Genomic DNA, 25194 nt, shown 5'->3' with positions numbered 1-25194 from the left:
GTCAGGCGTTCCAGGCCCACTCCGCGATCTCCGGCAGGTCGGTTCCGTGCTCACGGATCCAGGCGTGGTGGCGCGTGCGGGCGTCGGCCATCTGCTGGCGTACGGCGGCGGCGCGCACGGCGAGACCGGGGACGCGGTCGATGACGTCCATGACCAGGCGGTAGCGGTCCAGGTCGTTGCGGACGACCATGTCGAACGGCGTGGTCGTCGTACCGGACTCCTTGTAGCCGCGCACGTGCAGGTTCTTGTGACCGGTGCGGCGGTACGCGAGGCGGTGGATCAGCCACGGGTAGCCGTGGTAGGCGAAGATCACCGGCTTGTCCTGGGTGAACAGCCCGTCGTACTCGAAGTCGCTCATCCCGTGCGGGTGTTCCTCGTGCGGCAGGAGCCGGGTCATGTCGACCACGTTGACCATACGGACCGCGAGGTCGGGCAGGTGTCGGCGCAGCAGCTGCGCGGCGGCCAACACCTCCTGGGTGGGCACGTCGCCGGCGCAGGCCAGGACGACGTCCGGCTCGCCGCCGTTCTCCGTTCCCGCCCACTCCCAGATCCCGGCTCCCCGGGCGCAGTGGGCGCGGGCGGCGTCCATGGACAGCCAGTCGAAGCAGGGCTGCTTGCCCGCCACGACGACGTTGACGTAATCGCGGCTGCGCAGGACGTGGTCGGCCACCGCGAGCAGCGTGTTGGCGTCCGGCGGCAGATAGACCCGGACGACCTCGGGGCTCTTGTTGAGGACGTGGTCGACGAAGCCGGGGTCCTGGTGGGAGAAGCCGTTGTGGTCCTGCCGCCACACGTGCGAGGTCAACAGGTAGTTCAGGGAGGGGATCGGGGCGCGCCACGGCAGCCCGCGGGACGTCTTCAGCCACTTGATGTGCTGGTTGACCATCGAGTCGACGATGTGCACGAACGCCTCGTAGCAGGAGAACAGTCCGTGCCGGCCGGTCAGCAGATATCCCTCCAGCCAGCCCTGGCAGGTGTGTTCCGACAGGATCTCCAGCACCCGGCCGTGGTGTTCGAGGTGTTCGTCGACCGGAAGGTACTCGGCCTGCCAGGCCTTGCCGCTGACGTCGAAGACGGCCTGGAGCCGGTTGGAGGCGGTCTCGTCCGGCCCCACCAGCCGGAAGTCCCGGCGCCCCGCGGTGTCCTTCATCACCCGGGCCAGGAGGTCGCCGAGGACACGGGTGGGCTCGTGCAGGGTCGTGCCGGGCTTGTCGACGGGGACGGCGAAGTCGTCGAGCGGGGCGATGGGCAGCTCCCGCACGAGGAGTCCGCCGTTGGCGTGCGGGGTCGCGCCGAGCCTCCTGGCGCCCTCGGGGAGGCAGGCGAGCACGTCGGCGACGGGGCGCCCGTCCGGCCCGAAGAGCTCCTCGGGCCGGTAGGAGCGCAGCCAGCTCTCCAGCTGCCGCAGGTGTTCGGGGTTCTCGCGGACGCCGGCCAGCGGGACCTGGTGGGCGCGCCAGGTGCCCTCGACGGACACGCCGTCGACCTCGGCGGGGCCGGTCCAGCCCTTGGGCGTACGCAGGACGATCACCGGCCAGTGCACGCGCTCGGTGATGCCTTCCTCGCGGGCGGTCCGCTGCATCAAGGCGATCCGGTCCAGCGCGTCGTCGAGGGCGGCGGCCATGTCCCGGTGCACCTGCGCCGGGTCGTCGCCGCTCACATGGATCGGCTCGTGCCCGTACCCCCGCAGCAGCGCGTCGAGTTCCTCTTGCGGGATACGGGCGAGCACGGTCGGGTTGGCGATCTTGTAGCCGTTGAGGTGCAGGATCGGGAGCACCGCGCCGTCGTGCACCGGGTCGAGGAACTTGTTGGAGTGCCAGGCGGCGGCGAGCGGTCCCGTCTCCGCCTCGCCGTCGCCGATCACACAGGCGACCAGCAGGCCCGGGTTGTCGAAGGCCGCGCCGTAGGCGTGGGACAGCGAGTAGCCGAGCTCACCGCCCTCGTGGATCGAGCCGGGTGTCTCGGGCGCCACGTGGCTGGGCACTCCCCCGGGGAAGGAGAACTGCCCGAAGAGCCGCCCCATGCCCTGCGCGTCGCGCGGCACGTCCGGATAGATCTCGCTGTAGCTGCCCTCTAACCAGGAGTTGGCCAGCACGGAGGGCCCGCCGTGCCCCGGCCCCCACACGCACACGGCGTCGATCCCCCGTGCCTTGATCACCCGGTTGAGGTGGGTGTACACGAGGTTCAGGCCGGGCGAGGTGCCCCAGTGGCCCAGCAGCCGGGGCTTGATGTGCTCGGGCCGCAGCGGCTCGGTGAGCAGCGGGTTGGACATCAGGTAGATCTGGCCCGCGGCGAGGTAGTTGGCGGCGCGCCAGTGCGCGTCCAGGGTGCGCAGTTCGTCGTCGGAAAGTACGGTGGCGTCCTGGTGTTCGACCTTGGACATGGATGGGGCTCCAGAAGTCGTCGGGGGCAGGTCATCGGGTGGTGGAGGCGGCATGGCCGACAAGAAGGCGGCGGCGCTGCCGCGCAAGGTCTACGAGCGCGAACTGCTGCGCCTGCAGACGGAGTTGGTGAAGCTGCAGGAGTGGGTCCGGGCGAGCGGCACCCGTCTGGTGGTGGTCTTCGAGGGGCGGGACGCGGCCGGCAAGGGCGGCACGATCAAGCGGGTGGCCGAGCACCTCAACCCGCGCGTGGCGCGGATCGTGGCGCTTCCCAAGCCGACCGAGCGCGAGCGCACCCAGTGGTACTTCCAGCGGTATGTGGAACATCTGCCGGCCGCCGGGGAGATCGTGCTGTTCGACCGGTCCTGGTACAACCGGGCCGGCGTCGAGCACGTCATGGGCTTCTGCACGCAGGAGGAGTACCAGCGCTTCCTGCGCCAGTGCCCGATCTTCGAGCGGATGCTGGTCGAGGACGGGATCCTGCTGCGCAAGTACTGGTTCTCGGTGAGCGACACAGAGCAGCAGGACCGGTTCCGGCGCCGGCTGGAGGATCCGCTGCGGCGCTGGAAGCTCTCGCCGATGGACCTGGAGTCGATCACCCGCTGGGAGGCGTACTCCCGCGCCAAGGACGACATGCTGGTCCACACCGACATCGGCGAGGCGCCCTGGTACGTCGTGGAGAGCGACGACAAGCGGCGGGCACGGCTGAACACGATCGCCCATCTGCTGGCCTCCGTCCCGTACGAGGAGGCCGCGCCGCAGGTGCTGCGGCTGCCGGAACGGCCGCCGTCGACCGGTTACGAACGCCCGCCGCGCAACCTGCAGACGTATGTCCCGGACCACGCGGCGACCCTCTGAACAGCCGGCCACCCCGCTCACGTCCCTCCTGGTACGGCATCACATGCTCGTGCGGCCTCCGCCTTCGCCAGAGTTCTCCTCCTCGGAGTGTGTCAGCCGTGGGGGACGACGGCGACGGGAGCCGCGCAGTGGTGCAGTACCGCGTGCGCCACATGGCCGACATGGGCGCCCAGCGGGCCGCGCCGGGTGCGCCGGCCGACGACCACGAGGGAAGCCTCCTGCGCGGCCTCCAGGAGCAGCACGGCGGCGCTGCCGTAGCGGGAGTCCTCGACGACCTCGGCGTCCGGGAACCTCTGCCGCCAGGGGCGCAGTGCCTCGGCCAGCGCCTGCGATTCGCCCAGGGCGACGGCTTCGTGCAACGGAGGATTCGCGGCCATCCCGTACGCGTAGTACGGAGGCGGGAACCAGCCGTGCACGACGTGCAGCGACGTGGCGCGGCGCCAGGCGGCGTCGAACGCGAACTCGATCAGCGTGTCGTCGGGGCGGGAGGTGTCCAGCCCCAGGACGACGGGCCGGAAGGACGCCGCGGCGCCGGGGATTCCCGCCGGGTCGCTCTCGTGCTCGTCGGCGGCCTGCTCCCCCGGCCTGACCAGCACCACGGGCCGCCCGGTGCGGGCCACGACGCTGAGCCCGATGGAACCGACCATGAAGCCGCCGATTCCGCTCAGGCCACGCGATCCGAGGACGAGCAGTTCGGCGGTCTTCGCCACCTCGCAGAGCACGTCGCCGGGGTGCCCGGATCTCTGCTCGCTCGTGAACTCGACGCCCGGATGACGCAGACGGAGCCCCTCAGCGGCTTCCCGGCCGCGGTGCTCGCCTCCCAGCTGGAACATCCAGAGAGGGGCGAGCGCCCGACAGCCTGACGCGAGGCGGGGGCTACTGCTGATGCCACCTCTCGTACCTGACGGAGGCGTCACACGTGATCGTCTGCACGAGAGTGCCGTTTCCCACGCTGGGCGTGGACAGGCAGTACCCGCTCGACACGTTCTGCCAGACGTCGTACCAGCCCGAGGGCGGCCCATTGGGGTTGTCCGCGTAGAAGACGCGCCACTGCTGGCTGGGGTCGGCCGCGTTGCAGAACGCCATGGTGGCCGTCCCCGGCCCCCAGGCCGGCGCGGTGATGCACAGGCCCGTGCGCTGATTGGTGAAGGTGAACAGGCTCGTCTGGGTGTTGAACCCCTCCAGCCACTTCTGTTCGGTCGCGCCGCTGCACGACCACATCTGCAGCCGTGAGGCGTTCTGGGTGGCGTTGTCGAGGCAGTGGCTCGAGTTCCAGACGTTGATCGGGGTGAAGCCCGCGGCCTGCGCGGGTGTGCCGGTCACACCGATCGCCAGCACCGCCAGCCCGGCGGTGACCAGCGCGAGCAGGCCACGTCGTTGACGCCTGGGTCTGCTCCGGGTGTCTCGTTCGAAGATCACTGGCAGTTCCTTCCGGGTCATCGTGGTGTCCCAGGGGAAGGGCCCCCGATTGCCACGTCGTGGCATGGGCGATCGTCCAGGCAGTGCAGGTGGTGCGGAACTCGGTCACTGACGCCGCGGACCCCGGGTTGTCCCTCAACCGCCCGTCTCAGTAGGGCCGTTGTCCCCCGTTGTCCGTGCGGTGCGGTCGGGCATCCGGTCGGCGCGGGTCGCCACGCTACTCGGAACCGGGGAACCCCGACAGCCTCCGGACAAGGAAGCCGGGCCTCCGGGGAAGGCCGACTGTACGAGACGCCTCGGCGTGTATCACGCCGCCCCGGACGGCACCGGCGTCAGTCGTGCGGAACCACCGCCACCGGGCACAGCACATGGTGGGTCACGGAGTGGGCGACCGGGCCGAGGCGGGCGGCGCGACGGCCGACGACCAGGAGACTCGCACGGGTGGAGGCCATCACGAGATGGCGGCCGGCCCGGCCGTGGACCGTACGCTCCACCACCTCCAGGTCGGGGAACTTCGGCCGCCAGGGAGTCAGCGCCGCCGCCAGGGCGCGGGTCTTCTCCGCCACCAGGTCCTCCGCGTCCGCCGACGGCACCAGGGGAAAGGTCCAGGCATGCCAGACGTGGAGCGGGGCGCGCCGGGTGGCGGCCGCGTCGAAGGCGTACGCGAGCAGATCGTCGCAGGGGTGGTCCGGATCGAGACCGAGGACCACGGGCCGGTACGCCCCGGTGCCCGCCTCCCCCTGCCGCTCGTCCTCCGGACACTCCCCGGCCCGTACGAGGACGACCGGGCTCGCCGACCGCGCCGCCACCTCCAGGGCGACCGAACCGACGAGGAACGCGGCGCAACCGGTGAAACCGCGCGAGCCGAGGGCGAGGACCTCCGAGGTCGCGGCCGCCTCCAGGATCGCGGCCGTCGGTGGACCGGGCTCGACGGCCGGACGGATCTCCAAGGCGGGGTGGCGGTGGGCGAGTTGGACGGCCACCCCCTCCAGCGCCGTCCGCTCGCGCCCGCCAGGGCCGTCCAGCTCGGGCAACCCCGCCGCGCGGTGGGTCCGTCGTCCACATGGAGAAGGTGCAGCGGCAGGCGGCGTACCGCTTCGCGGGCCGCCCAGCCGGCCGCGTCCACGCTCTCGCGCGAACCGTCGATGCCTGCGGTGATGTGGCGTTGCATGATCAACCTCCGGTGTCGAGTCCGCCGGGCGGGGCCCCACGGCCCCACGCGCACAGTCCCACCGGCGCGCCCGCGCCGGGCAGGGGCGAACCGACCCTGCCCGTAGGGTCGTTCGGCCCCGCACCCGGCCCGATACACCGTCAACGGCTGCTGAGCACCGCACTCGACCGCGTCCGGCGCCGCGTACCGGACCTGGAGGCCCGTACGGCGAAGCTGACCGAGGACCCCGAGGCCACACTGCTGAAGGAGGCGCGCACCGCCTCCGCGCTGATCAACGAAGCGCTCCGAGTCCCGGTCGCCGAGCATCCCGGGGTCGAGGTGGTCCCCACGGCCGTCGAAGGCCCGGCCCACAAGGTGCTCCGCGACCGGTCGGCCACGGCGGATCTCCTGGTCCTGGGCGCCCGCCGGCGCCACAGCCACCTCGGCCTCCAGCTGAGCCGAGTGCCCCACGCCCTCCTCCACCACGCCGAATGCCGGTGGCGAACCTCCCTCAGCACGGCTGACCGCCGCATGATCCGCTGGAGCGAAGGAGGCGGCCACGGCCGTACAGGGCGGTGCCCGGGGGCACCCTGGACCTGGTCGAGCGCGGGCTCACCGGCCTGCGGGTGCGGCGGGACGCGCTGTGTCTGGATCCCGTACCGCTGCCGGAGCTCTCCGAATACGGCTTCGCTATCCGCTTCCGAGGCCACTGGGACGTACGGCTGCGCATCAGGCCCGGGCTGCTGCGCGTGGAGGTGCCGCCGTCCGGCCTGCCCCCTCTGGAGCTCGGGGTTCCGGACCGCTGCGTACCCGTACGGCCGGGAGAGGTATGCGACCTCCGGCTGCCCGATTGACGAGGCACACCCCTCCTCGGCGCTGGTGCCGCGCGAAGACCACTCCAGGGCGACACTGGAGAGGGAACCGGACAAGGAGGCCGTCCATGAGCAATCCGACCTCGATCACCACCGCGCTTTCGGTCGAGTACCGCGACCGCCTCATGGGCATCGCCCGCGAGATCAATTTCCCGGCCGGAACGCGGCTCTTCAGCGAGGGCGGCCACGCCGACCGGTTCTGGATCGTGCGCTCCGGCACCGTGACCCTCGACATGCACGTTCCGGGCCGACGCCCGGCCGTGATCGGGCAGCTCGGCTCGGGCGAGCTGGTGGGCTGGTCGTGGATGTTCCGGCCGTTCGTGTGGCAGCTGGGCGCCGAGGCGATGACGCCGGTCCGTACGTACGAGTTCGACGCGGCCGCCGTGCGGACCATGATGGACGACGACCCCGCTTTCTCCGCCGCGATCGGAGCATGGGTGGGACGCGTCCTCGCCCACCGCCTCCACGCGGCCCGCATCCGGCTGCTCGATCTGTACGCCCCGCACGGCAGCGGCAGCGACACCGTGCTGTGACCGCGTCGGCAGCGGCCGGTCAGCCCGCGGACCAGGAGCCTCGCACGACGGGCGCCGACCGGACCCGGCTGGGGGTCGGGCCGAACGGGTCGGGCGCGGCGACACGAGCACCCGGTGCCCAGCCGGCCGGCCCCTGGGACCCGGGCGGCCTCGACGGCGTAGTCGATCAGCGGGTCGCAGGGACGCGAGGGGGCAAGCCCCCGTGAGCCCAGGACCAGCGCCTCGGCCTCGTCGGCGGCCGCATGACGTCCTCCATGGGTACGGGACCTGGCGACCGGTCCCACCCTGTTCCGCACCCCGCCTCGGCCGCGAGGGCCGAACGGTCCTGACCGGCCCCACCCGTGGGACCAACGGTCCCACGGGTGGCCCGAACGCCCCCATCACAGCGGCCCGCGCCCGGCGCCACATTGTCCATGTCCACGCACTGGGCGTGAACATGAAGAACATGAAGAGAGGGCCGAGGACCATGGCAGTACATGGGCACCCGCATCCGCACGCAGACACCCGCTTCACCTTCCGGCGCGCGAACAGGGCGGACGGCACAGCGCGGACCGCGTCGGCCGACCGCGCCCTGGCGGCATCGCCGACACTCGGGCGCACACTGGCCGGACTGCGGCTCGTGACGGCGTTCACGTTCCTGTGGGCGTTCTTCGACAAGACCTTCGGCTGGGGCTACGCGACGCGCTCCGGCAAGGGCTGGATCGACGGCGGCTCCCCCACCAAGGGGTTCCTCAGCGGCGTCGCCGCCGGCCCGCTGGAGTCCACCTTCCACTCCTGGGCCGGTGACACCTGGGCCGACTGGCTGTTCATGCTGGGCCTGCTCGGCATCGGCATCACCTTGGCAACCGGCGTGGCGCTGCGCCTGGCCGCGGTGGCGGGAACCACCCTGATGGCGCTGATGTGGGCTGCCGAATGGCCCCCGGCGCGCCACCTCTCGGACGGCACCCTCAGCGCGTCCTCGAACCCGCTGATCGACTACCACGTCCTGTACGCGGCCGTCCTGATCACCCTCGCCGTGGCCGGCGCCGGCCGCACCTGGGGGCTCGGCCGACTGTGGGAGCGCCTGCCGTTCGTCGGCGACCGGAGCTGGCTGCGGTGAACCGCGAAGCCGGCGCATGCGCGACAGCGACCCACAGCTCGGTTCCTCGGTCGCGCTGTGGGTCGGCCGGGTCGTAGCCCACCGACTGCAGCAGGCTCGGACCCGGCTCCTCGACCTGTACGCACCGTACGGCAGCGGAGTCACGCGCTGACGGGCCTGTCCTCGACCGGTCGGCGTCACCTGTCAGCGGAGCACGTCGAACACGTTCTTCTGCAGGCCGTTCGCGTACGCCTCGTGCTCCACGAGCTTCAGCTTCTGGGTGTCCTTGTCCGTCGTGCTGAACAGGCGCTTGCCCGCACCGAGCAGGAGCGGGAAGACGAGCAGGTGGTAGCGGTCGATCAGGCCGGCGTCCGAGAGCGCCCGGTTCAGGGTGGCGCTGCCGTGGACGATGATCGGGCCGCCCTCGGTCTCCTTCAGGGCGGCGACCTCGTCGAGCGAGCGCAGGATGGTGGTCTCGCCCCAGTTCGCCACCAGGTCGTCCTCGGTGAGGGTGGTGGAGACGACGTACTTCGGCATCACCTTGTAGTCCGCGAAGTCCGCCATGTCGGGCCAGACCGGGCTGAACGCCTCGTAGCTGGTCCGACCCATCAGCATCGCGGTGGCTTCCTGCTGCTCTCGGCCCTTGATGTCGAAGGCCTCCGGGAGGAACTCGATGTCCTTGAAGGTCCACCCGGAGTTCCGGTAGCCGGGCTCGCCGCCCGGGGCCTCGACGACTCCGTCGAGAGAGATGAAAGCGGTGCTGATCAGGGTGCGCATCTAAGTTCCTCGGTGTCTGGTATCCGGTGACTGGTTCTCAGCAGGTCGGGTCGGTGCGTGGTTCGGCCGCACTGGCGGCCCGGCCACGTACCGACCATGATCTCTGACTGGGAACCGTGGAGAAACTCATCGGCCGTCGCTCTTCTCCTTTTTGCTCCTCCATACGGGCACCGACAGGTGCGCCGTTGCGGGGGGTGAGGAAGGCAGGGGCGGAGGGGAGCGAGCCATCGGGGTGCGCGGGCCGCCGCCCGGCATGGCCCGTCGCCGGGCGCGCGGCTTGCAGCTGAGCTACAGCTGAACCACAGCTGACAACCGGTCAGTTGTAGGTGATGTCGGCGGCCGAGTAGCGGCAGTACGCGCCGTCCGGGCCGCTGCCGAGCACCTTCGGCTCGGCGCCCGTGTTGTTGCCTTCGTAGCGCACGCACGGCTTGATCTGGTGGTGGGGGGAGGCCAGGCGGCCGCGGCGGTGGCCGCGTTCGCCGTTCCGGTGAGTGCGCCCCCGAGGATCGCGGTGGCGGCCAGGCCGAACGCGGCGGCGCCCGCCGCGAGGGCGCGGTGGCCCGCGAGCCGGCGGGGCCGCCGCATGCGGGTCTGCGCTGGTGAAGTCATCTCTCGTCTCCTTGTGTCGCTGGGCCCGCGGCCGTCAGAGCTTTCCGGCCCCGGCTCCCGCCGACAACGCCCCGGGCGGATCTGATGCCAGCGCGTCAGATCCGTTGACGGGCCCCGGAATCCGCCCTACTTTCATCGCGTCGTACCTGATGCGTCATATATGAGATGCCATACGTGACAGTCGAGAGGCGCGCATGACCTCTGTGCCCACCCCCATTCCCTCCCGGACCCAGTTCGTATTGGAGGCCGTCAAGCACCGCATCCTCACCGGCCAGTTGGCCCCGGGCCAGGCCCTCGTCGAGGTCGAACTCGCCGCGCAGTACGGGGTGTCCAAGACCCCCGTACGCGAGGCGCTCAAGACGCTGGCCGGCACCGGGCTCGTCGTGATGAACCAGTACAAGGGCGTCACGGTGCGCATGGTGGACGCGGACATGGCGCGCGAGGTGTACGACGTGCGGCTGCTCCTGGAACCCGAGGCGCTGCGCCGCACCGTCCACGGCGCCGCGGACCTGGACGCCGCGCGCGAGGCGCTGGCTCGCGCCGACACCGCGGCGGACACCGCCGAACGCTCCCTGGCCAACCGGGAGTTCCACCGCTCGCTGTACCTCCCGTGCGGCAACCCGCTGCTCGCGCGCATGCTGGACGAGGTGCGCGACCAGGCGGCCCTGGTCTCCGCGGTCGCCTGGGCGGCCGAGCCGTCGTGGGAGCGGGAGGCCGCCGAACACCGGGAGATCCTGCGGCTCGCTCTGGCCGGCGACGCGGACGGCGCCTCCCTCGCCCTGCACGCCCACATCGCGTCCTTCGTCGACCGGGCGTTTCCCCGACCCCAGGGAGAGGACGCGGCGCTATGACGAAGTACGAATCCATGCGCGCGGCCCTGGCCGATGTCGTGGCGATCCCGGTGACCCCGTTCGCCGAGGACGGCTCGATCGATCACGACACCCATCGCGCCCTGCTGCGCAGGCTGCTCGACGACGGCGTACGGACGCTGACGCCGAACGGGAACACCGGGGAGTTCTACGCGCTGACGCCGCAAGAGCGCAGCGTCGTCGTGGAGTTGACCGTCGCGGAGGCCGCCGGCCGGGCGGCGATCGTCGTCGGTGTCGGGCACGATGTGCCGACCGCCATCGACGCCGCCCGGCACGCGCGGGAGGCGGGCGCCGACATGCTGATGGTCCATCAACCCGTGCACCCCTATGTCGCGGCGGGCGGCTGGGTCGACTACCACCGCGCCATCGCCGACGCCGTCCCGGAGCTGGGCGTCGTCCCGTACATCCGCAACACGCGCCTGGCGGGCAGGCACATGGCGACGCTGGGCGAGGCGTGCCCGAACGTGATCGGGGTGAAGTACGCGGTGCCGGACGCGGCGCGGTTCGCCGCCTTCGCCCGCGACGCCGGGCTTGAGCGCTTCGTGTGGGTGGCCGGTCTCGCCGAGCCGTACGCGCCCTCGTACTTCTCCGCCGGGGCCACCGGATTCACCTCCGGCCTGGTCAACGTCGCGCCCAAGATCTCCCTGACCATGCTCGAAGCACTGCGGTCGGGCGACTATCCGGCCGCCATGCGGGTGTGGGAGCAGATCCGCCGTTTCGAGGAGCTGCGTGCCGCCGACTCCTCGGCCAACAACGTGACGGTGGTCAAGGAGGCGCTGGCCGTGCTCGGCCTGTGCCGCCGCCACGTGCGTCCCCCCAGCAGACCGCTCGACGCGGCCGGGCGCGCGGAGGTCGCCGCCATCGTCGAGGCGTGGGGCGCGGTCGCGGGGTGGGGCAGATGAACCCCGCCGCGTCATCCACCCCGCCGCCCGAGGGGACGCGTCGCCGTGCCCCGGAACAGCTGCGCAGCCATCAGTGGTACGGCGCCGACGGGCTGCGCTCGTTCAGCCACCGCGCCCGCACCCGCCAGCTCGGCTATCTGCCCGAGGAGCACCTGGGCAAGCCGGTCATCGCGATCCTCAACACCTGGTCCGACATCAACCCCTGCCACGTGCACCTGCGCGAGCGCGCGCAGGCCGTCAAACGCGGGGTGTGGCAGGCAGGGGGTTTCCCCCTGGAGTTCCCCGTCTCCACCCTGTCCGAGACCTTCCAGAAGCCCACCCCGATGCTCTACCGCAACCTCCTGGCCATGGAGACCGAGGAGCTGCTGCGCTCGTATCCGGTGGACGGGGCCGTGCTGATGGGCGGCTGCGACAAGTCGACGCCGGCGCTGCTGATGGGGGCGATCTCGGTCGACCTGCCCACCGTGTTCGTGCCCGCGGGGCCGATGCTGCCCGGCCACTGGCGCGGCGAAGTCCTCGGCTCCGGCACGGACATGTGGAAGTACTGGGACGACAAGCGCGCCGGACTGATCGGCGACTGTGAACTGGCCGGTCTGGAGAACGGCCTGGCCCGCTCCCCCGGCCACTGCATGACGATGGGCACCGCCTCCACGCTCACCGCGGCCGCCGAAGCCCTGGGGGTGACGGTTCCCGGCGCCTCCTCCATTCCCGCCGTCGCCTCCGAGCACGACCGCATGGCGGCGGCTTCGGGGCTGAGCATCGTCCAACTGGTCCACGAGGACAGGAGGTTGTCGGAACTCCTCACCCAGGACGCCTTTCACGACGCGGTGACCACGGTCCTCGCACTGGGCGGTTCCTCCAATGCCGTCATCCACCTGATCGCGATGGCCCGGCGGGCGGGCGTCGAGCTGACCCTCGACGACTTCGACCGCATCGCGCGGACCGTCCCGGTGCTCGCGAACGTGCGGCCCGGCGGCGACACCTACCTCATGGAGGACTTCCACTTCGCCGGCGGACTGCCCGCCCTGCTCTCCCGGATCACCGACCTGCTCCACCTGGACCGGCCGACCGTCTCGTACGACACCCTGCGCGAGCAGCTCGCGACCGCCGAGGTCCACCACGACGACGTGATCCGGCCCCGCACCGATCCGGTCGCGGCCGAGGGCGGGCTCGCGGTGCTGCGCGGCAACCTGTGTCCGGACGGCGCCGTCATCAAACACATCGCCTGTGAGCAGCGCCTGCTCAAGCACACCGGCCCGGCGGTCGTCTTCGACGACTACCGCGAGCTCCAGCGCACCATCGACGACCCGTCGCTCGGTATCACCGCCGACAGTGTCCTGGTCCTGCGCGGCGCCGGCCCCAAGGGCGGCCCCGGCATGCCCGAGTACGGGATGCTGCCGATCCCCGACCACCTGCTCAAGCAGGGGGTGCGGGACATGGTGCGGATCTCGGACGCCCGGATGAGCGGTACGTCGTACGGCGCGTGCGTCCTGCACATCGCGCCCGAGTCGCACGTGGGCGGCCCGCTCGCCCTCGTCCGCACCGGCGACCTCATCACCCTCGACGTCGCGGCCCGCAGCCTCCACCTCAATGTGCCGGACGAGGAGCTGGCCCGTCGGCGGGCCGAGTGGACGCCGCCGCCCGCCCGGTTCGAGCGCGGGTACGGAGCGCTGTACACCGACCAGATCACCCAGGCCGACACCGGCTGCGACTTCGCCTTCCTCGCCCGGCCCGGCACGGTGCCGGATCCGTACGTCGGCTGACTCCCGCACCAGCCTCGTGGCACTCACCGCCTCGGGACAAGGGGTGCACCTCCTCCTGGAGAAGCCGCCCGCCCCTTCGTACGCGGAGTTCCGACGGATGGCCGACGCCATCGCCACAGCGGGCACAGCCGCGCAGATCGGCTTCCAGTCGCTCGGCTCACACGCGATCGGCGCGGTGCGCGACCTGATCGCGGAGGGCGCGATCGGTGACCTGCTCGGCATCGGCGCGGCGGGCGCGTGGACGCGCGACGGGTGGCGGGCTGCCCGACGTGGGCGGGGTCGGCGCGGCCATGCTGGCGGGGATCGTGGGGCAGAACGCGCTCGATCCGGTGGGCGACCGCGTCGCGACGAGCCCGGCGCTCAACGGCAAACTCAACGCGGGCGTGGTCGAGTCGGTGAAGGCGGCCGACGGCAGGAAAGACGCCCGCGGCCCCCTGACCCGTACCGCCCCGATGAGGAGAACCGTATGTCGCACGCGAGGCACGCCCACCGGGCGGCCGCCACGGCCGCATGCGCGGCGCTGGTGCTCGCCCTGACGTCCGGCGCGGGCTCCGCCCAGGCCCGCAGCCGTGACGTGGGCCGTCAGTCCCTGCCCTCGGGGGACGGCTGGGGGTCGATCGGCTCCGGCACCACCGGCGGCGCCCGGCCGACGCCGCGCACGTCTCCACCGTCACCACCTGGGACGGTCTGAAGGCCGCGCTCCAGAAGGGCGGCGACGCCCCGAAGATCATCAAGGTGCAGGGCACGCTCGCCGCCGCCGCGTCCGGCTGTCTCCTGGAACGCCCTTCAAGGACCACGACAAGACCCTCATGATCGGCAACAGCGACGGCGCCGGCGACGCGGGCAGGCTGAAGGTCACGCTCCACCACAACCTCTTCGTCGGCGTCGAGCGCGCCCCGCGCGCCCCGCGCGCCCTGCCCGGTCTCGTCGGCAAGCGGGCGGGCGCGGGAGGGGCCGGCTGAGACCCCGTACGCGTGAGGGCCCCGGTCCGTCCGTGCGGGGCGGGCAGGACGGACCGGGGCCGCGGAGCTGTCAGCCGGTTATTCGAGCAGCTCCGCGTACGCGCCCATGGCCATCGCGATGTCGGCCTGGGCCCAGAACCGGTGGTAGGTGAAGACGGGGGCGGCGCCGCCCGCGAGATACGTCTCGATCTTCGACCAGGCCGGGTCGTTCTTGTAGAAGGAGCGCAGGGAGAGGAAGGTGGACGACGAATCGATCTTGTCGCCGTTGGGCATCGTCCCGCTCCAGCCGCTCGGCACGTACACCGGGTCGGCGAACCGCTTGTAGTCGGTACGGGTCTCGGGCACCGCGATGCCCAGGGTGTCCTGACTGTGGTCCCACATGCCGTCGAGCAGCTTCTTGGCCATCGACTTCGCCGCCGCGTTTCCCGACTTGGCGCCGTAGTAGGTCAGGGTCTTGGCGTAGGCGGCGGCGACGCCCACGTCGTCGGTGTAGTCGGCGACGTGGGCGTGCAGGGCCGCATTGGCGCCGGGGGACGCCGAGTTCCAGGTGTCGGGCTTGCCGGACCACTGGAGGGTGGCGGGGATGCGGTAGGTGCCGTCGGGGTTGACGGTGGTCTTGGACAGCGCCCAGGTGACCCACTTGTCCAGGACCGTCTTGGCGGCGGTGTCACCCGTCTGCTGGTAGTACTCGGCGACCCGCTCCATCGACCAGGCCTGGAAGCCGAACCACTGGTTGGAGGGCGGGTCGTGGTAGACGGGGGCCTCGTCGTAGTACATGCCGTAGAAGGTGGGTGTGCCGCTCGGCGGCGCCGCGTACCGGCCCTGCCAGCTGTTGGTGGCGCCACCCGCGATGGCTCCTTCGTCGGACTGCAGCCAGCGGTAGAACTCCAGCTGCCGCTTCAGGCTGGTGCCCCAATCGGCCGAACCGGTGGCGGACTTGGGCTTCAGATCGGCGTACGAGCTGAGCGCCCAGGCGGCCAGGGGGTTCTGGTAGCCGCCGTGCACATGGCTGGATCCGATGCGCCAGGCCCAGCCCGCCGAGGTGTCGGTGGCTCCGCCCCAGGCGTAGTACCAGGACAGCAGATAGCTGGAGCTGTTCTTGCCGCTGCCGGCCGGGCAGGTCGTGGGCCCCACGCAGTTGCCCTGCTGCTTGAAGTACTTGTCGTACATCGCGTAGCGCAGGTAGTCACCCATCTTCGCCGCCTTGGCGACGGTCGCGGTGACCGATGCTCCGTTGCCCTGCTGCTTGGCCCACACGTCCGCCCAGTACGCGGCCTGCACGGCACGTGCGTCGGCGTCGGGGGCGTCGGTGAACTTCCACTGCTTCGCGTACGAGGCGTCCTTGGTGAACAGGTCCAAGTACCCGTTCTTACCACCGTACTTGAAGTTGTCGCAGGTCGGCTGGGGGACGGTCTCCCAGACGGACTCCTGGGGGCCGCGCTGGAAGGTGTTGATGTACGAGGGTCCGGCCGCGGTCGGCCCGGCCTCGCACGTGCCGGGGCCGTTGCCGTACCCGTATACGTTGTCGACATCCTCCAGCCAGTGCATGCCGTAGATGTCGTCGGTACCGTACGCGCTCTTCAGCTCGCCCGCGATGGGGTCGTTCCCGACCGGGACGGCCTGGTCGAGCTGCGCCGGGTACTGGGACGGAAGGTCCGCTTCGGGCGCGTAGGTGGCCGGCTTCGAGGCGTTGTAGAAGGAGTTGGTGGGCTGGTCGACGTGGCTGGGGATCATGTATTTCTCCATGGTGTCCCAGGCACCGTTGAACTTGGACCAGTCCCCGCTGACCTTGCCGTACATGGCCTGCAGCCAGATCAGATAGCTGTACGCCTCCGAGGTCGTCTCGTGTCCCTGGTCGGGCGCCTCGACGATCAGCGTCTCCACCGAGTGGTACGGGATGCCCTTCGGCGAGAAGTAGCCGTTGGCCGGGTCGGTGATCTTCCCGTACAGGGCGAGGAAGCGTGCGTCGTACGCCTTGGACGCGGCGATTTCGGTGGCGGTGACCTCGGCCTTGGCGTGGCCGGGCGCCGTCGCCGCGAAGACGGCCGCGCCGGTGCCGGTCGCGTCGGCGGTCACCGTCGCCTGCTGGGCGGTGTTCCAGTTCGACGGGGTGAAGACCAGGCTCGCGCCGGACGTGAGGGAGAGCCCGGTGTTGCCGGAGGCGCGGGCGACACTCACGGTCACGTTCGCGGTCGGCTGGGTGGACAGCTTGACCCCGAACGTCGCCGACTTGCCCTGCTGGACGGAGAGTTGGGCGGGCGAGGCGACCACGGCGGGTCCACTGGTGACGTGGATGCCGACGGGCGCCGACTCGGCCGAGGCGCCCAGGCTGTCATACGCCTTGGCATACACCGAGTAGTCGCCGGCCGCGAGCCCGGTCGCGGAGAACGAGTAGGGCGCGGTGGTGTCGGCACCGAGAAGCGTGGTGTCGCTGTAGAACTCCACCTTGCTGATCGACGCCCCGTCCGCGGCGGCGGCCGTGGCGGCGAGCGGCACCGGGTCCCCCACCGTGTACGTGGCGCCCGCAGCCGGGCTGGTCAGCACGGTGATCGGGGGCTGGTGGGCGCCGTTGCAGGGGGTGCCGTTGAGGTCGAAGGCGGTGGGCGCCGCGTTGGTGCCGCTGTAGGTGAACTGACCGCCTGTGGTGACGGCCGCGCCCGCGGCGATCGTCTTGTTCCAGTCGGCGGCCTTGACCGTGACGGTCTTGGCGGACTGTGACCAGGTGCCGTTCCAGCCATTGGTCAGCTGCTGGTTGCCCGCGTAGGCGTACGTCAGCGTCCAGCCGTCTATCGCGGCGGAGCCCCGGTTGGTCACCGTGATGTCCGCGGTGAATCCGGAGCCCCAGTCGTTGGTCTTGTAGTCGACGCTGCACTGGACGGAGGCGGCGTGAGCTGCGGGGACAGCTCCGGCGGCGACCGCCCCGAGGGGCAGCGAGAATGCGGTGGCGTAGGCCAGCAGGCGACGCAAGCCTGGCCTGCTTCTGGTGCGCGAGGGCATGTGGGGGTCACTCCAAGCGGCTCGGTGACGGGGGCGCGGTGCGGGGGCTGTGCGCAAGCTTTGAACCTGTGGGAGCGCTCCCAAAGTGCAGGAGGGATGGAGGGGCTGTCAAGGGGCGTTGCGGGATTCAGTGTCGAATCCGTTCGGGGGGTGGGCGCGACAACTGCCGTGGTGTGAGGCACGGTTGGGGACCGGGTGACGAGCCCGCGTAGGGAGCCGGGTCGGCCCGGAGGCGAAGCGGCTCCGCCTGAGCAAAGCTGATAGAGAAGGAAACGCTGAAAGGGAGCCGTCATGTCCACCGATGCCATCGTGCTTCTCAAGGACGATCACAAGGAGATCCGCCGGCTGTTCCGGGCCTTCCAGGCCGCCGGTGAAGACGCGAAGGCCACCAAGCACAACATCGTCGACAAGATCGTGGAAGCCCTCACCGTCCACACCTACATCGAGAACCAGGTCATGTACCCGAAGGTGCGCGCGCTCGTGCCCGACCTGGAGTCCGACATTCTTGAGTCCTTCGAGGAGCACCACGTCGCCGACGTACTGTGCGCCGAACTGGACGTCATGGGCCCCGACGACGAACGCTTCGACGCCAAGACGACCGTCCTGATCGAGGCGGTGAGCCACCACATGGACGAGGAGGAGAGCGACTGGTTCCCCAAAGTGCGCGCGGCTCTGGGCCGCAAGGAGCTGCAGGAGATCGGCGCGCGCATGATCGAGGTCCGCGCGAACGCCCCCCGGCGCCCCGAGCAGCCGGGTGCGCTCAAGAAGGCCGCCACCGCCCTCTTCGGATAGCGGCGCCGCTCCCTCACGACAGGCGGCGATAGCGAGCCCGACGAACGAGCGGATCGACGGATCCGCACCGCCGCGGTTCCATGCTGCCCCGTTCCGTTCTGCCCCGTTCCGTTCTGCCCCGTTCCGTTCTGCGGCGATACGCAACATCGGGCACCGCCTCGGGCTCGCCGAGTCCGTCCTCGCACCGCACACCCCCGGACCGCCGCAGCGCCGTCACGCCCAGCACGACGAGGGTTCAAGACGAGAGCCGTTACGCCACCGAGCCCGCCTACGACGTGGCCGCGGCCTCCGATCCGTCGCCCGGCGGTGCGGCCCCGTCCGGGCCGGGCAGACAGTAGATGTGGAATGCCCCTCCGATCACGGGCTGGGCCACGTTGCGTACCCTCACTCCCCCGCTGGTGAGACCGTGTTCCGTACCGGAGTGCGCGTGCCCGTGGACGGCGAGGTCGGCACCGGCCGTGTCGATGGCCTCGGCGAGCAGGTAGCTGCCGAGGAACGGGTAGATCTCCGGGGGTTCACCGGCCAGGGTGTCCGCGACGGGGGAAAAGTGCGTCAGGGCGATCCGTACGTCGCACTCCCGCCGTCCCAGGTCCTCCAGAGCGGCGCGCAGGGTCTCCGCACGGTGGCGCGAGTAGCGCACGAACTCCTTCATGACGGGTTCGCCGAACTCGCCGGCGCACCGGCCCACGAAGCCGCCGCCGAACCCTTTGCTGCCGGCCACGCCGATACGGGCGCCGCCGTGGGTGACGACCGTCGCCTCGCCTTCCAGGACATGCGCTCCGGCATCCCTGAGGATCTCCGTCACCAGGTCCGGCCGGTCGTCGTGGTGGTCGTGGTTGCCCAGCACGGCGATCACCGGGACGCCGAGGTCCTTGATCTCCCGGGCGACGACCCTCGCCTCCTCCGCCGTCCCGTGCCGGGTGAGGTCCCCGGCGAGCAGCAGTACGTCGGCGCAGTCCGGCAGCGTCTCGAATGCGGGGCGGAGTGTGCCCTCGGTGTCGGGCGCCATGTGGATGTCACCGACGGCGGCGATCCTGATCATGGGAGGTCCTCCGCATGGGTGGGCGGCTCTGTCTCCGCGACGACGAGGTCACAGTGCACGGGCAGGTCCGCGAGCTCTTGCTCGGCGATACGGCGGATGTCGTCGCGGCACTGGGCGGACGGGACGGTCCCGGTCAGCAGGACCGAGCCGCCCCGGGCCTCGGCCCGCACCCCCAGCTCGCCGCACGGTCCCGCGGCCAGCCGCTCGGCGAGGTGGGCCACGCGGTATTCCAGGCTCTGCGGGTGGTGGTTCATGGCTGCTCCCGCTGGGGGACGGAGGGGCGCTCCGGTTCGATGACGTTCAGCCGCTCCAGGAGGAAGAGGAAGGCGGCGGGCATCGGTTCGTCCGCGCAACGGCGCCGCACATCGTCCCAGTCCACCTTCTCGCGCAGTGCGCGGGCGACCGGCAGCACGGCCCCGAAGTCGCAGTGGTGTTCCGAGAAGGCGCTGTTCAGGCTGACCAGCACGTCGGTCGCGGACAGCACCGGCATGTGCACCGAGTCCACGGGGAGCTCCTCGGCACGGGCCAGCAGGTCCACGGTGACCGGGCGGTGGGCCAGCTCGAAGATGATGTCGACGTCCTGGTCGAAGCAGCTGGTCTTCAGCAGCCAGTCCTCCGGCGGCAGCCGCACGGGGAGGCCGGCTTCGCGCAGTGACGCGGCCACGGCGTCGGCCTCTTCGGGAAGGACACAGAAGTCGGCGTCGTGCTGCAGTCTGCCGCTGCCGCCGTGGGCGTAGACGGCGACGCTCCCGGCCAGCGCGAACTTGTGCCCGGCCCGCTTCAGGATGGCGCCCACCTGTTTGGCCGCCTCAAGGATCGCCTGGCTGCGATCGCGCGGCAGGTCCTGCTCCTGGGACGGGGGCTGCGTCGACTCTTCTGTGGCGATGCGCGGGGCGGGCGCAGCGGTGTCACGGGCTGGTGGCGTGTCCTGTCCGTCGGTCCTCATGGCCACTTCCTTCGCACTGCGGCGGACGCCGGGTGTCCGTGTCGTGCTCCCGGCCGTTCGTGGTACGACCAGGTCGATCCTCGGCCGGTGGATCTCCAGCCGGGTTCTTCTTCGCATGCGAGCCGTGAATGCTGCCTCTCCGGTACCCGTCCTCATCCCCATGACACCAGGCGCGAAGGGGCGTGGGCAACGGGTTCCACGGGCCGCGTGCGACGGCACCCGCCGGGTTGTACATCCGGCTCCGCGGGCGCCGGGCCAGTGACGGCGGGGCGGACGACCTCCTGCCACCACGCACGCACGCGCATCGCCCACCGCCCGCTCTTACGCTGCCGGACGCTGCCGGACGGCACCGCAGGCGTCAGCGGAGCGGCACGTGGGGGCCCGTGCATACGCGGGGCGGGCAGTAGCCGTGGCATGCATCGCCCCGGCTACCCGCCCGCCTGTGTTCCGCTGCTTACCGCTCCGTGCCGGGCAGCGGGTGCCCCGCCTTGCGGGCCCGCTCTTCGAGGTCGGCGCGGGCCTGTTCCGCCTTCCCCTTGGCCTGATCCATCTTGCCTTCGGCCTTCATGGACTCGTTGCCGGTGATCTTGCCGGTGGTTTCCTTGGCCTTGCCCTTGGCCTGCTCCATCTTGCCCTTGCCAGCCATCGCAAACTCCCTACGTGACGATCGGACTACTGACAGCAACAATTTAGGCGCAACCACGCCATCGCGCGCGCGGAAGAGGACGCCACCGGGGGCGGCGGCGCCCCTGCACGGCGGCGTTATGCGGGTTACGCGTCAGCCCCAGCCACGAGGACTCGTCCGGTCTGTCTCCAGTCATGCGTCGGCGGCGTCGGGGGAAAGGTTCATAGCGGTCTCGACACCGCTGTCACGCTGCCTAGTCGGCGCGGCCCGTCGCTGCCACGGTCACACCCAGGCCGATCATCGCGATGCCACCGGTCCCGCCGACCATCGACAGGCGGCGGTCCGAGCGGGCGAACCAGGAGCGGGCCGCCGAGGCACCAAGGCCCCAAAGGGTGTCCGTGATCATGCCGATGGCGACCGGGACCAGTCCCAACACCATCATCTGGAGGGGGACATGGCCCGCCGAGTGGTTCACGAACTGCGGCAACACCGCCGCGAAGAAGACCACACCCTTCGGGTTGGTGACGCCCACGAAAATACCGTCCAGGACGGTACGCAGATCGCCGCGCCGCTCACCCGCCGGGGCCACCATGTCGGCCGCGCGCATCTCCTTGCGGTGCCGGAAGGCCTGCACGCCGAGGTAGACGAGATACACCGCCCCGGCCAGCTTCACGCCCATGAACACCGTCGCCGAGCTCTCCACCAGCGCGCCGAGGCCCCACGCCACAGCGATCACCAGGAGGTACGAACCCACCAGATTGCCGAGCACCGTCGCCAGCGCGACGCGGCGGCCGTGCGCGAGGGCTCTACCGATCACGAACAGCACGCTCGGCCCGGGAATCACGATCACCAAGAGCGACATCGCCGCGAACGCGAGGATGCTCCCCGTGGACACCATGTATCCGCCACCTCCTGTGATGGTTCCCGGAGGCCATACAAACAGACGTCGCACCGTTCGCTCTAGAGACATCCACCCATCGATACCAGTGGGAACCGACAGACACGGACACTTCCCCGCTACGATGCGGGGCAGGCGGATCCGTAGCGCAGAGGTCGACGCGCGCGGTCTCCAAAACCGCGAGGACGCCGGTTCGAATCCGGTCGGCTCCGTCTGCTGCGATCACGCGGTACGGGCGCGCGATCACCGCGCTTCCCGGACGCTGACCGACGCGGGGCCCATGCCGGCGCCCTGTGCCGCGCAGGCGCGTAGATGCTGATCGATGATCTCACCAGCGGAATGCGTCCGAGTGCCCGCCGTCCCCACAACCGTAGGGCCCTTTCGCGAGCATGCTGATGCCTTCCGGGCACTGCAAGCGCTCTCGTACGCAGAGCCGTGAAAATCACTGTCCGCTTGCCAGAGCACAGTGATGGACAGCCGGAGTGCAAAAGACGACGATGCCTGTCGGTCCGTCAGATGTCCCCACCCCAACCGGAGTCCGGCTCGCCGAGTTCTCCGGCAGCCCCTTGCGCGCGTCCGTAGGATGCAGCCAGATCTTCTCGATCGACGGATGCTCAATGAACGCTCGATGGACGCTCAATGGGGGAAAACGTGTCGTTCGACCAGGAGTGGGCGCAGCTGAAAAGCACTGCCGCGGAGAAGCAGGACTCCGCGCGGACGCGGCTGAACAGGGTGCCCGACGATGACAGAGGTGGGGCTTCGCCCAACGGCGACCTGGTGGTGAGTCAGGCCGACCTGGCTGCCGTCGGCGACGAGGCATTCAAGCTCTACCAGCGGCTCGACACCGACGGGGACCACGCCAAGCAGAGCACCACCGCCGCCGGTGCCGCCATGAAGTCGGACTTCGCGCTCGGCGCCGCCCTCACCACCCTCGCCGACCACTGGAACAACCAGGTCAACAGCCTCCTCCAGGCCTGCGCGCACATCTCCAACCACCTCGACTACACCAAGAACGCGCACGCGGGCGACGAGTACCACATCGTCACCAGCCTCAGCGCGCTCGACCTCAACCGGGCCTTCGGTGAAGGGAAGCAGGGCTGATGGAACTCGACGCACTCCGATTCGGGAACTTCACCCCGCTCGGCACGGCCGTCTCCGACTGGACGGCGATGATCAGCAAGCTGGAGTCGCTGAGGACGGACGCCCACGACCAGCTGGACGGCAAGTCCCAGAAGGCGAACTGGGCGGGGGTGAACGCCACGGTCACCCGGCAGTTCATCACCCGGACCGCCAAGGAATTCGGCGACGCCGTCACCGAGGCGACCAGCATCCGCAACATCCTCCAGGACACGTACCACGAACTCGTCGACTGGCAGCAGAAGTTGATCGAGGCCATCGAGCACGGCCTCAAGAACAACCTGACCGTGGTGGGCACGGGCAACGGCGGGTTCACCGTCACCATGAACATCCACCCGGACCGCGCCGCCAGGGGCACCAAGGTGGCCGAGCACTCCCAGGCCGACGTGGACAACCTCCGCGACGAGGTCCAGCGCATCCTCAGCAAGGCCACCGAGAGCGACAACAGCGCCGCGCAGGTGCTGAACGCCCTGGCGGGGCAGACACCGCTCGGCTTCTCCGACGCCTCCTACGGCGACCGGGACTCGGCGGCGAAGGCACTCAAGGACGCCCAGGACCTGGCGAACCTCATCAAGAAGAAGGGGGACGACATGTCCCCCGAGGAGTTCGACAACCTCACCCGTCAGCTCGGTGCGTACAAGAACGACCCGCTGTTCCAGGAGAAGTTCGCCACCACCGTCGGCTCGCGCGGCCTCCTCGACTTCTGGGCGGACCTCTCCGACCCGTCCGACGGCGGCAGCCTGCAGCGCGCCCGTCTCGACCAACTCGGCGATCTGCAGAAGAACTTGAGCCTCACACTGGCGGGAGCCACCCAGACCGGCAGCCCCGCGATGCAGCAGTGGGAGCAGGAGATCATCGGCCTGGGCGGCCAGCAGATCACGACGCACGGCACCCGGGTGTACGGCTTCCAGCTGATGAGCAACCTGATGCGGGTCGGCGACTACGACGACACCTTCCTGAACGGGTACGGCAATGCGCTCGTGTCCACCGAGAAGAAGATGAAGCTGCCCGACCACTACTGGAACGGCGGTGTCGGCGGCCCCCCGATGCCCAAGATGAACTTCATCGGGGACGAGTTCGGGCGCGACCCGATGACCGGTTTCATGACCGCCCTGTCCAAGTCACCCGACGCGGCGACCCAGTTCTTCAATACGACCGTGCCGCAGGACAACGCCGAGTACGTCCTCAAGGACCGCCACGCCTTCGACGACACCCCGCTCAACCACGGGGACGCCAACCAGTCCAAGGACGCCACCGGCAAGGCGCTCATCGCGGCGGCGACCGGAGTCGACCCCAACGACCCCAACGCCCGGCCCGTCGACCACACCCCCGAGCACCGCCAGGTCCTCGACCGCTCCCTCAAGTATCTGGCCGCCGCGGGCGACGACTTCGCACCCGAGCTGCGCGACGACATGGCGATCGTCCTCGGCAACCACTCCGACGAGGTGCACTACTCGATGAGCGCCCTCGCCAACGACCCGAACGACCCCAAGCTGCTCGACCGGGGCCAGCTCCTGGAAGTCACCAAGCAGGTGTCGCGCAGCCAGGACTCGTACGGAAAGCTCAACGAATTCATGAACCAGGAAATGGTGCGGGACATCTACCAGGACCATCCCAAGGACCCGCACGAGACGCTCCAGCGCGCCGGGCAGACCACCGGCTTCCTGGAAGAGGCCCGTTACCAGGCGCTCAAGACGGACAAACACGACCCGTCCTGGGACGCCAAGTGGATGTACCACGGCTTCGGCGCGGCAGTGAACTTCATCCCCGGGGTCGGCGACATCGCGCAGCGCGGGGTTGACGCGCTGACCTACCAGTGGCAGCTCGACGAGCAGGCCCGTATCAACCACGAGATCCAGGAGCAGAACGGCAAGGTGTTCGTCGGCAGGGAGGGGCAGCTCAAGGCGCTGGCCGAGCAGTGGGACAAGGTCAACCCCGACAGCGGCAAGAACGCGTACACGCTGACCAACGAGGCCAGCACCGCCGCGCTCAACGGCAACGCGGCAGCCCAGGGACTGGCGGGAGACCAGTGACCCGCACCCTCCGCGGCCTCGTGCTCTGTGCCGCGCTCTGCGTCCTCGCCGGGTGCTCGACGTCCGACGACCACACCGTGCCCGACGCCCTCTGCGGCGTCCCCGTGGGGTCCAAGCCGCTGGCCCCGCTCCTGCCGGACGGAAAGAAGCTGGAGCAGTCCGCGAAGACGCTCGGCGCCGAGAGCTCCACCTGCTCCGTCTTCGTGGACAAGCGGCAGGCGGTGTACCTCACGGACGACGTGACCGACGCCGGCACCGATCCGGTCGCCGTGCAGCGCGACGCCCTGGCGCGGATGGGCAATCCGCAGAAGGCCGCCGTCGGTGACGACGCCCGGATCGCGGACCAGGGCGCGATCGCGGTCAGCGCCTGCGCCTACCAGGGCACGCCGCGGAAGTTCGTGACCCTGATCAACCTCACCTCGCCACACCCGGTACCGAAGCCGACGGCCGACCGCAGAAAGGCGCTGGAGTCGTTCCTCCGCGCCTATCTGCCCAAGGCCCTGGAGGCGAAGGGCTGCCGGAAGTAACGCGGCGGCGGGGCGGAGGACCGC

General features: G+C 70.4%; 24 protein-coding genes, 1 tRNA gene and 6 pseudogenes. 19 read left to right on the top strand and 12 right to left on the bottom strand.

Annotated elements, in window-relative coordinates; all coding sequences use genetic code 11:
- Position 1: 1 nt before the first annotated feature.
- On the bottom strand, positions 2-2383 hold the full coding sequence (locus AB0G17_RS00750) for a phosphoketolase family protein (RefSeq protein ID WP_361374022.1): 2382 nt from the start codon (positions 2381-2383) through the stop codon (positions 2-4).
- 52 nt (positions 2384-2435) lie between these two features.
- Here AB0G17_RS00750 and ppk2 point away from each other — a divergent pair, with 52 nt between their 5' ends.
- Positions 2436-3239: a polyphosphate kinase 2 gene (gene ppk2 / locus AB0G17_RS00745; RefSeq protein WP_361374020.1), complete on the top strand. Its 804-nt coding sequence runs from the start codon at positions 2436-2438 to the stop codon at positions 3237-3239.
- A 92-nt stretch (positions 3240-3331) separates the two neighbouring features.
- Here the strand turns inward: ppk2 and AB0G17_RS00740 are convergent, their stop codons facing one another.
- The 3 genes from AB0G17_RS00740 to AB0G17_RS00730 form a co-directional block, all read right to left on the bottom strand.
- A complete protein-coding gene (locus AB0G17_RS00740) occupies positions 3332-4072 on the bottom strand; it encodes a universal stress protein (protein ID WP_361374018.1) in 741 nt (246 codons plus the stop codon).
- A gap of 43 nt (positions 4073-4115) precedes the next feature.
- On the bottom strand, positions 4116-4658 hold the full coding sequence (locus AB0G17_RS00735) for a ricin-type beta-trefoil lectin domain protein (RefSeq protein ID WP_361374016.1): 543 nt from the start codon (positions 4656-4658) through the stop codon (positions 4116-4118).
- A 332-nt stretch (positions 4659-4990) separates the two neighbouring features.
- Positions 4991-5692, bottom strand: coding sequence for a universal stress protein (locus AB0G17_RS00730; protein WP_361374014.1), 702 nt, complete (start codon positions 5690-5692; stop codon positions 4991-4993).
- Positions 5693-6087: 395 nt separating this feature from the next.
- Here AB0G17_RS00730 and AB0G17_RS00725 point away from each other — a divergent pair.
- The 5 genes and pseudogenes from AB0G17_RS00725 to AB0G17_RS00705 all read left to right on the top strand — a co-directional run.
- A pseudogene (locus AB0G17_RS00725) lies at positions 6088-6303 on the top strand (universal stress protein); the annotation flags it as partial.
- Positions 6304-6383: 80 nt separating this feature from the next.
- Complete coding sequence (locus AB0G17_RS00720) at positions 6384-6662, top strand: glycosyl hydrolase family 65 protein (RefSeq protein WP_361374012.1); 279 nt, start codon at positions 6384-6386, stop codon at positions 6660-6662.
- Positions 6663-6748: 86 nt separating this feature from the next.
- Positions 6749-7213: a cyclic nucleotide-binding domain-containing protein gene (locus tag AB0G17_RS00715; protein WP_361374010.1), complete on the top strand. Its 465-nt coding sequence runs from the start codon at positions 6749-6751 to the stop codon at positions 7211-7213.
- A gap of 466 nt (positions 7214-7679) precedes the next feature.
- Positions 7680-8312: a hypothetical protein gene (locus tag AB0G17_RS00710; protein WP_361374008.1), complete on the top strand. Its 633-nt coding sequence runs from the start codon at positions 7680-7682 to the stop codon at positions 8310-8312.
- A gap of 28 nt (positions 8313-8340) precedes the next feature.
- Positions 8341-8463, top strand: a pseudogene (locus tag AB0G17_RS00705) (regulator); the annotation flags it as partial.
- Positions 8464-8495: 32 nt separating this feature from the next.
- On the opposite strand, the gene AB0G17_RS00700 reads toward AB0G17_RS00705, so the two are convergent.
- A complete protein-coding gene (locus tag AB0G17_RS00700; protein ID WP_361374006.1) occupies positions 8496-9068 on the bottom strand; it encodes a dihydrofolate reductase family protein in 573 nt (190 codons plus the stop codon).
- Positions 9069-9384: 316 nt separating this feature from the next.
- Positions 9385-9504 (bottom strand): annotated as a pseudogene (locus AB0G17_RS00695) (pectate lyase); the annotation flags it as partial.
- A gap of 367 nt (positions 9505-9871) precedes the next feature.
- On the opposite strand from AB0G17_RS00695, the gene AB0G17_RS00690 reads away from it, so the two are divergent.
- The 7 genes and pseudogenes from AB0G17_RS00690 (at position 9872) to AB0G17_RS00660 (ending at position 14173) form a co-directional block, all read left to right on the top strand.
- Positions 9872-10528 carry a GntR family transcriptional regulator gene (locus tag AB0G17_RS00690; protein ID WP_361374004.1) on the top strand — a complete coding sequence of 219 codons (657 nt, stop codon included), beginning with the start codon at positions 9872-9874 and terminating at the stop codon, positions 10526-10528.
- Complete coding sequence (locus tag AB0G17_RS00685; RefSeq protein WP_361374002.1) at positions 10525-11448, top strand: dihydrodipicolinate synthase family protein; 924 nt, start codon at positions 10525-10527, stop codon at positions 11446-11448. The genes AB0G17_RS00690 and AB0G17_RS00685 overlap by 4 nt, the downstream gene beginning before the upstream one ends.
- Positions 11445-13211, top strand: a complete 1767-nt coding sequence (gene araD, locus AB0G17_RS00680) for an L-arabinonate dehydratase (RefSeq protein WP_361374000.1) — start codon at positions 11445-11447, stop codon at positions 13209-13211. Before AB0G17_RS00685 ends, araD begins: the two co-directional genes overlap by 4 nt.
- A 19-nt stretch (positions 13212-13230) precedes the next feature.
- A pseudogene (locus AB0G17_RS00675) lies at positions 13231-13461 on the top strand (gfo/Idh/MocA family oxidoreductase); the annotation flags it as partial.
- 1 nt (position 13462) lies between these two features.
- A pseudogene (locus AB0G17_RS00670) lies at positions 13463-13624 on the top strand (sugar ABC transporter substrate-binding protein); the annotation flags it as partial.
- Positions 13625-13677: 53 nt separating this feature from the next.
- Complete coding sequence (locus AB0G17_RS00665) at positions 13678-13902, top strand: hypothetical protein (protein ID WP_361374589.1); 225 nt, start codon at positions 13678-13680, stop codon at positions 13900-13902.
- Positions 13889-14173, top strand: a complete 285-nt coding sequence (locus tag AB0G17_RS00660; RefSeq protein ID WP_361374563.1) for a hypothetical protein — start codon at positions 13889-13891, stop codon at positions 14171-14173. Before AB0G17_RS00665 ends, AB0G17_RS00660 begins: the two co-directional genes overlap by 14 nt.
- Before the next feature lie 78 nt (positions 14174-14251).
- Here AB0G17_RS00660 and AB0G17_RS00655 read toward each other — a convergent pair whose 3' ends face one another.
- Positions 14252-17170 carry a glycoside hydrolase family 48 protein gene (locus AB0G17_RS00655; RefSeq protein WP_361373998.1) on the bottom strand — a complete coding sequence of 973 codons (2919 nt, stop codon included), beginning with the start codon at positions 17168-17170 and terminating at the stop codon, positions 14252-14254.
- A gap of 291 nt (positions 17171-17461) precedes the next feature.
- Here AB0G17_RS00655 and AB0G17_RS00650 point away from each other — a divergent pair, with 291 nt between their 5' ends.
- Complete coding sequence (locus AB0G17_RS00650) at positions 17462-17962, top strand: hemerythrin domain-containing protein (protein WP_361373996.1); 501 nt, start codon at positions 17462-17464, stop codon at positions 17960-17962.
- 142 nt (positions 17963-18104) lie between these two features.
- Positions 18105-18197: pseudogene (locus tag AB0G17_RS00645) on the top strand (cupin domain-containing protein); the annotation flags it as partial.
- 33 nt (positions 18198-18230) lie between these two features.
- Here AB0G17_RS00645 and AB0G17_RS00640 read toward each other — a convergent pair.
- The 5 genes from AB0G17_RS00640 to AB0G17_RS00620 form a co-directional block, all read right to left on the bottom strand.
- On the bottom strand, positions 18231-19004 hold the full coding sequence (locus AB0G17_RS00640) for a metallophosphoesterase (RefSeq protein ID WP_361373994.1): 774 nt from the start codon (positions 19002-19004) through the stop codon (positions 18231-18233).
- Entirely contained in the window at positions 19001-19258 is a 258-nt protein-coding gene (locus tag AB0G17_RS00635) for a BON domain-containing protein (RefSeq protein ID WP_361373992.1), read from the bottom strand. The genes AB0G17_RS00640 and AB0G17_RS00635 overlap by 4 nt, the downstream gene beginning before the upstream one ends.
- Complete coding sequence (locus AB0G17_RS00630; protein ID WP_361373990.1) at positions 19255-19950, bottom strand: hypothetical protein; 696 nt, start codon at positions 19948-19950, stop codon at positions 19255-19257. Before AB0G17_RS00630 ends, AB0G17_RS00635 begins: the two co-directional genes overlap by 4 nt.
- Positions 19951-20404: 454 nt before the next feature.
- Positions 20405-20596, bottom strand: coding sequence for a CsbD family protein (locus AB0G17_RS00625; RefSeq protein ID WP_361373988.1), 192 nt, complete (start codon positions 20594-20596; stop codon positions 20405-20407).
- 232 nt (positions 20597-20828) lie between these two features.
- Positions 20829-21473, bottom strand: coding sequence for a LysE family translocator (locus AB0G17_RS00620; protein WP_361373986.1), 645 nt, complete (start codon positions 21471-21473; stop codon positions 20829-20831).
- A gap of 137 nt (positions 21474-21610) precedes the next feature.
- Between AB0G17_RS00620 and AB0G17_RS00615 the strand changes: the two genes are divergently transcribed.
- The 4 genes from AB0G17_RS00615 (at position 21611) to AB0G17_RS00600 (ending at position 25170) form a co-directional block, all read left to right on the top strand.
- A tRNA-Trp gene (locus AB0G17_RS00615) sits at positions 21611-21685 on the top strand.
- 427 nt (positions 21686-22112) lie between these two features.
- The gene (locus AB0G17_RS00610; protein ID WP_361373984.1) at positions 22113-22574 is read left to right on the top strand and encodes a hypothetical protein; all 462 of its coding nucleotides are present in this window, start codon (positions 22113-22115) and stop codon (positions 22572-22574) included.
- On the top strand, positions 22574-24643 hold the full coding sequence (locus AB0G17_RS00605) for a hypothetical protein (protein WP_361373982.1): 2070 nt from the start codon (positions 22574-22576) through the stop codon (positions 24641-24643). Before AB0G17_RS00610 ends, AB0G17_RS00605 begins: the two co-directional genes overlap by 1 nt.
- A complete protein-coding gene (locus AB0G17_RS00600; protein ID WP_361373980.1) occupies positions 24640-25170 on the top strand; it encodes a hypothetical protein in 531 nt (176 codons plus the stop codon). The genes AB0G17_RS00605 and AB0G17_RS00600 overlap by 4 nt, the downstream gene beginning before the upstream one ends.
- Positions 25171-25194: the final 24 nt, after the last annotated feature.

Source organism: Streptomyces sp. NPDC023838 (genome assembly GCF_040639555.1).
Lineage (GTDB): Bacteria > Actinomycetota > Actinomycetes > Streptomycetales > Streptomycetaceae > Streptomyces.
Note: the sequence above shows the minus strand (reverse complement) of the source record. Positions and strands in the feature narration are given on the sequence as shown.

Bases quoted from the DNA above. Each gene is read 5' to 3' on its own strand.
- AB0G17_RS00710 (WP_361374008.1), top strand. From the start codon at position 7,680: ATGGCAGTACATGGGCACCCGCATCCGCACGCAGACACCCGCTTCACC.
- AB0G17_RS00630 (WP_361373990.1), bottom strand. From the start codon at position 19,950: ATGAGGACCGACGGACAGGACACGCCACCAGCCCGTGACACCGCTGCG.
- AB0G17_RS00700 (WP_361374006.1), bottom strand. From the start codon at position 9,068: ATGCGCACCCTGATCAGCACCGCTTTCATCTCTCTCGACGGAGTCGTC.
- araD (WP_361374000.1), top strand. From the start codon at position 11,445: ATGAACCCCGCCGCGTCATCCACCCCGCCGCCCGAGGGGACGCGTCGC.
- AB0G17_RS00620 (WP_361373986.1), bottom strand. From the start codon at position 21,473: ATGGTGTCCACGGGGAGCATCCTCGCGTTCGCGGCGATGTCGCTCTTG.
- AB0G17_RS00650 (WP_361373996.1), top strand. From the start codon at position 17,462: ATGTCCACCGATGCCATCGTGCTTCTCAAGGACGATCACAAGGAGATC.
- AB0G17_RS00750 (WP_361374022.1), bottom strand. From the start codon at position 2,383: ATGTCCAAGGTCGAACACCAGGACGCCACCGTACTTTCCGACGACGAA.
- AB0G17_RS00715 (WP_361374010.1), top strand. From the start codon at position 6,749: ATGAGCAATCCGACCTCGATCACCACCGCGCTTTCGGTCGAGTACCGC.
- AB0G17_RS00655 (WP_361373998.1), bottom strand. From the start codon at position 17,170: ATGCCCTCGCGCACCAGAAGCAGGCCAGGCTTGCGTCGCCTGCTGGCC.
- AB0G17_RS00635 (WP_361373992.1), bottom strand. From the start codon at position 19,258: ATGAACCACCACCCGCAGAGCCTGGAATACCGCGTGGCCCACCTCGCC.
- AB0G17_RS00640 (WP_361373994.1), bottom strand. From the start codon at position 19,004: ATGATCAGGATCGCCGCCGTCGGTGACATCCACATGGCGCCCGACACC.
- ppk2 (WP_361374020.1), top strand. From the start codon at position 2,436: ATGGCCGACAAGAAGGCGGCGGCGCTGCCGCGCAAGGTCTACGAGCGC.
- AB0G17_RS00690 (WP_361374004.1), top strand. From the start codon at position 9,872: ATGACCTCTGTGCCCACCCCCATTCCCTCCCGGACCCAGTTCGTATTG.
- AB0G17_RS00665 (WP_361374589.1), top strand. From the start codon at position 13,678: ATGTCGCACGCGAGGCACGCCCACCGGGCGGCCGCCACGGCCGCATGC.
- AB0G17_RS00685 (WP_361374002.1), top strand. From the start codon at position 10,525: ATGACGAAGTACGAATCCATGCGCGCGGCCCTGGCCGATGTCGTGGCG.
- AB0G17_RS00740 (WP_361374018.1), bottom strand. From the start codon at position 4,072: ATGTTCCAGCTGGGAGGCGAGCACCGCGGCCGGGAAGCCGCTGAGGGG.
- AB0G17_RS00605 (WP_361373982.1), top strand. From the start codon at position 22,574: ATGGAACTCGACGCACTCCGATTCGGGAACTTCACCCCGCTCGGCACG.
- AB0G17_RS00625 (WP_361373988.1), bottom strand. From the start codon at position 20,596: ATGGCTGGCAAGGGCAAGATGGAGCAGGCCAAGGGCAAGGCCAAGGAA.
- AB0G17_RS00610 (WP_361373984.1), top strand. From the start codon at position 22,113: ATGGGGGAAAACGTGTCGTTCGACCAGGAGTGGGCGCAGCTGAAAAGC.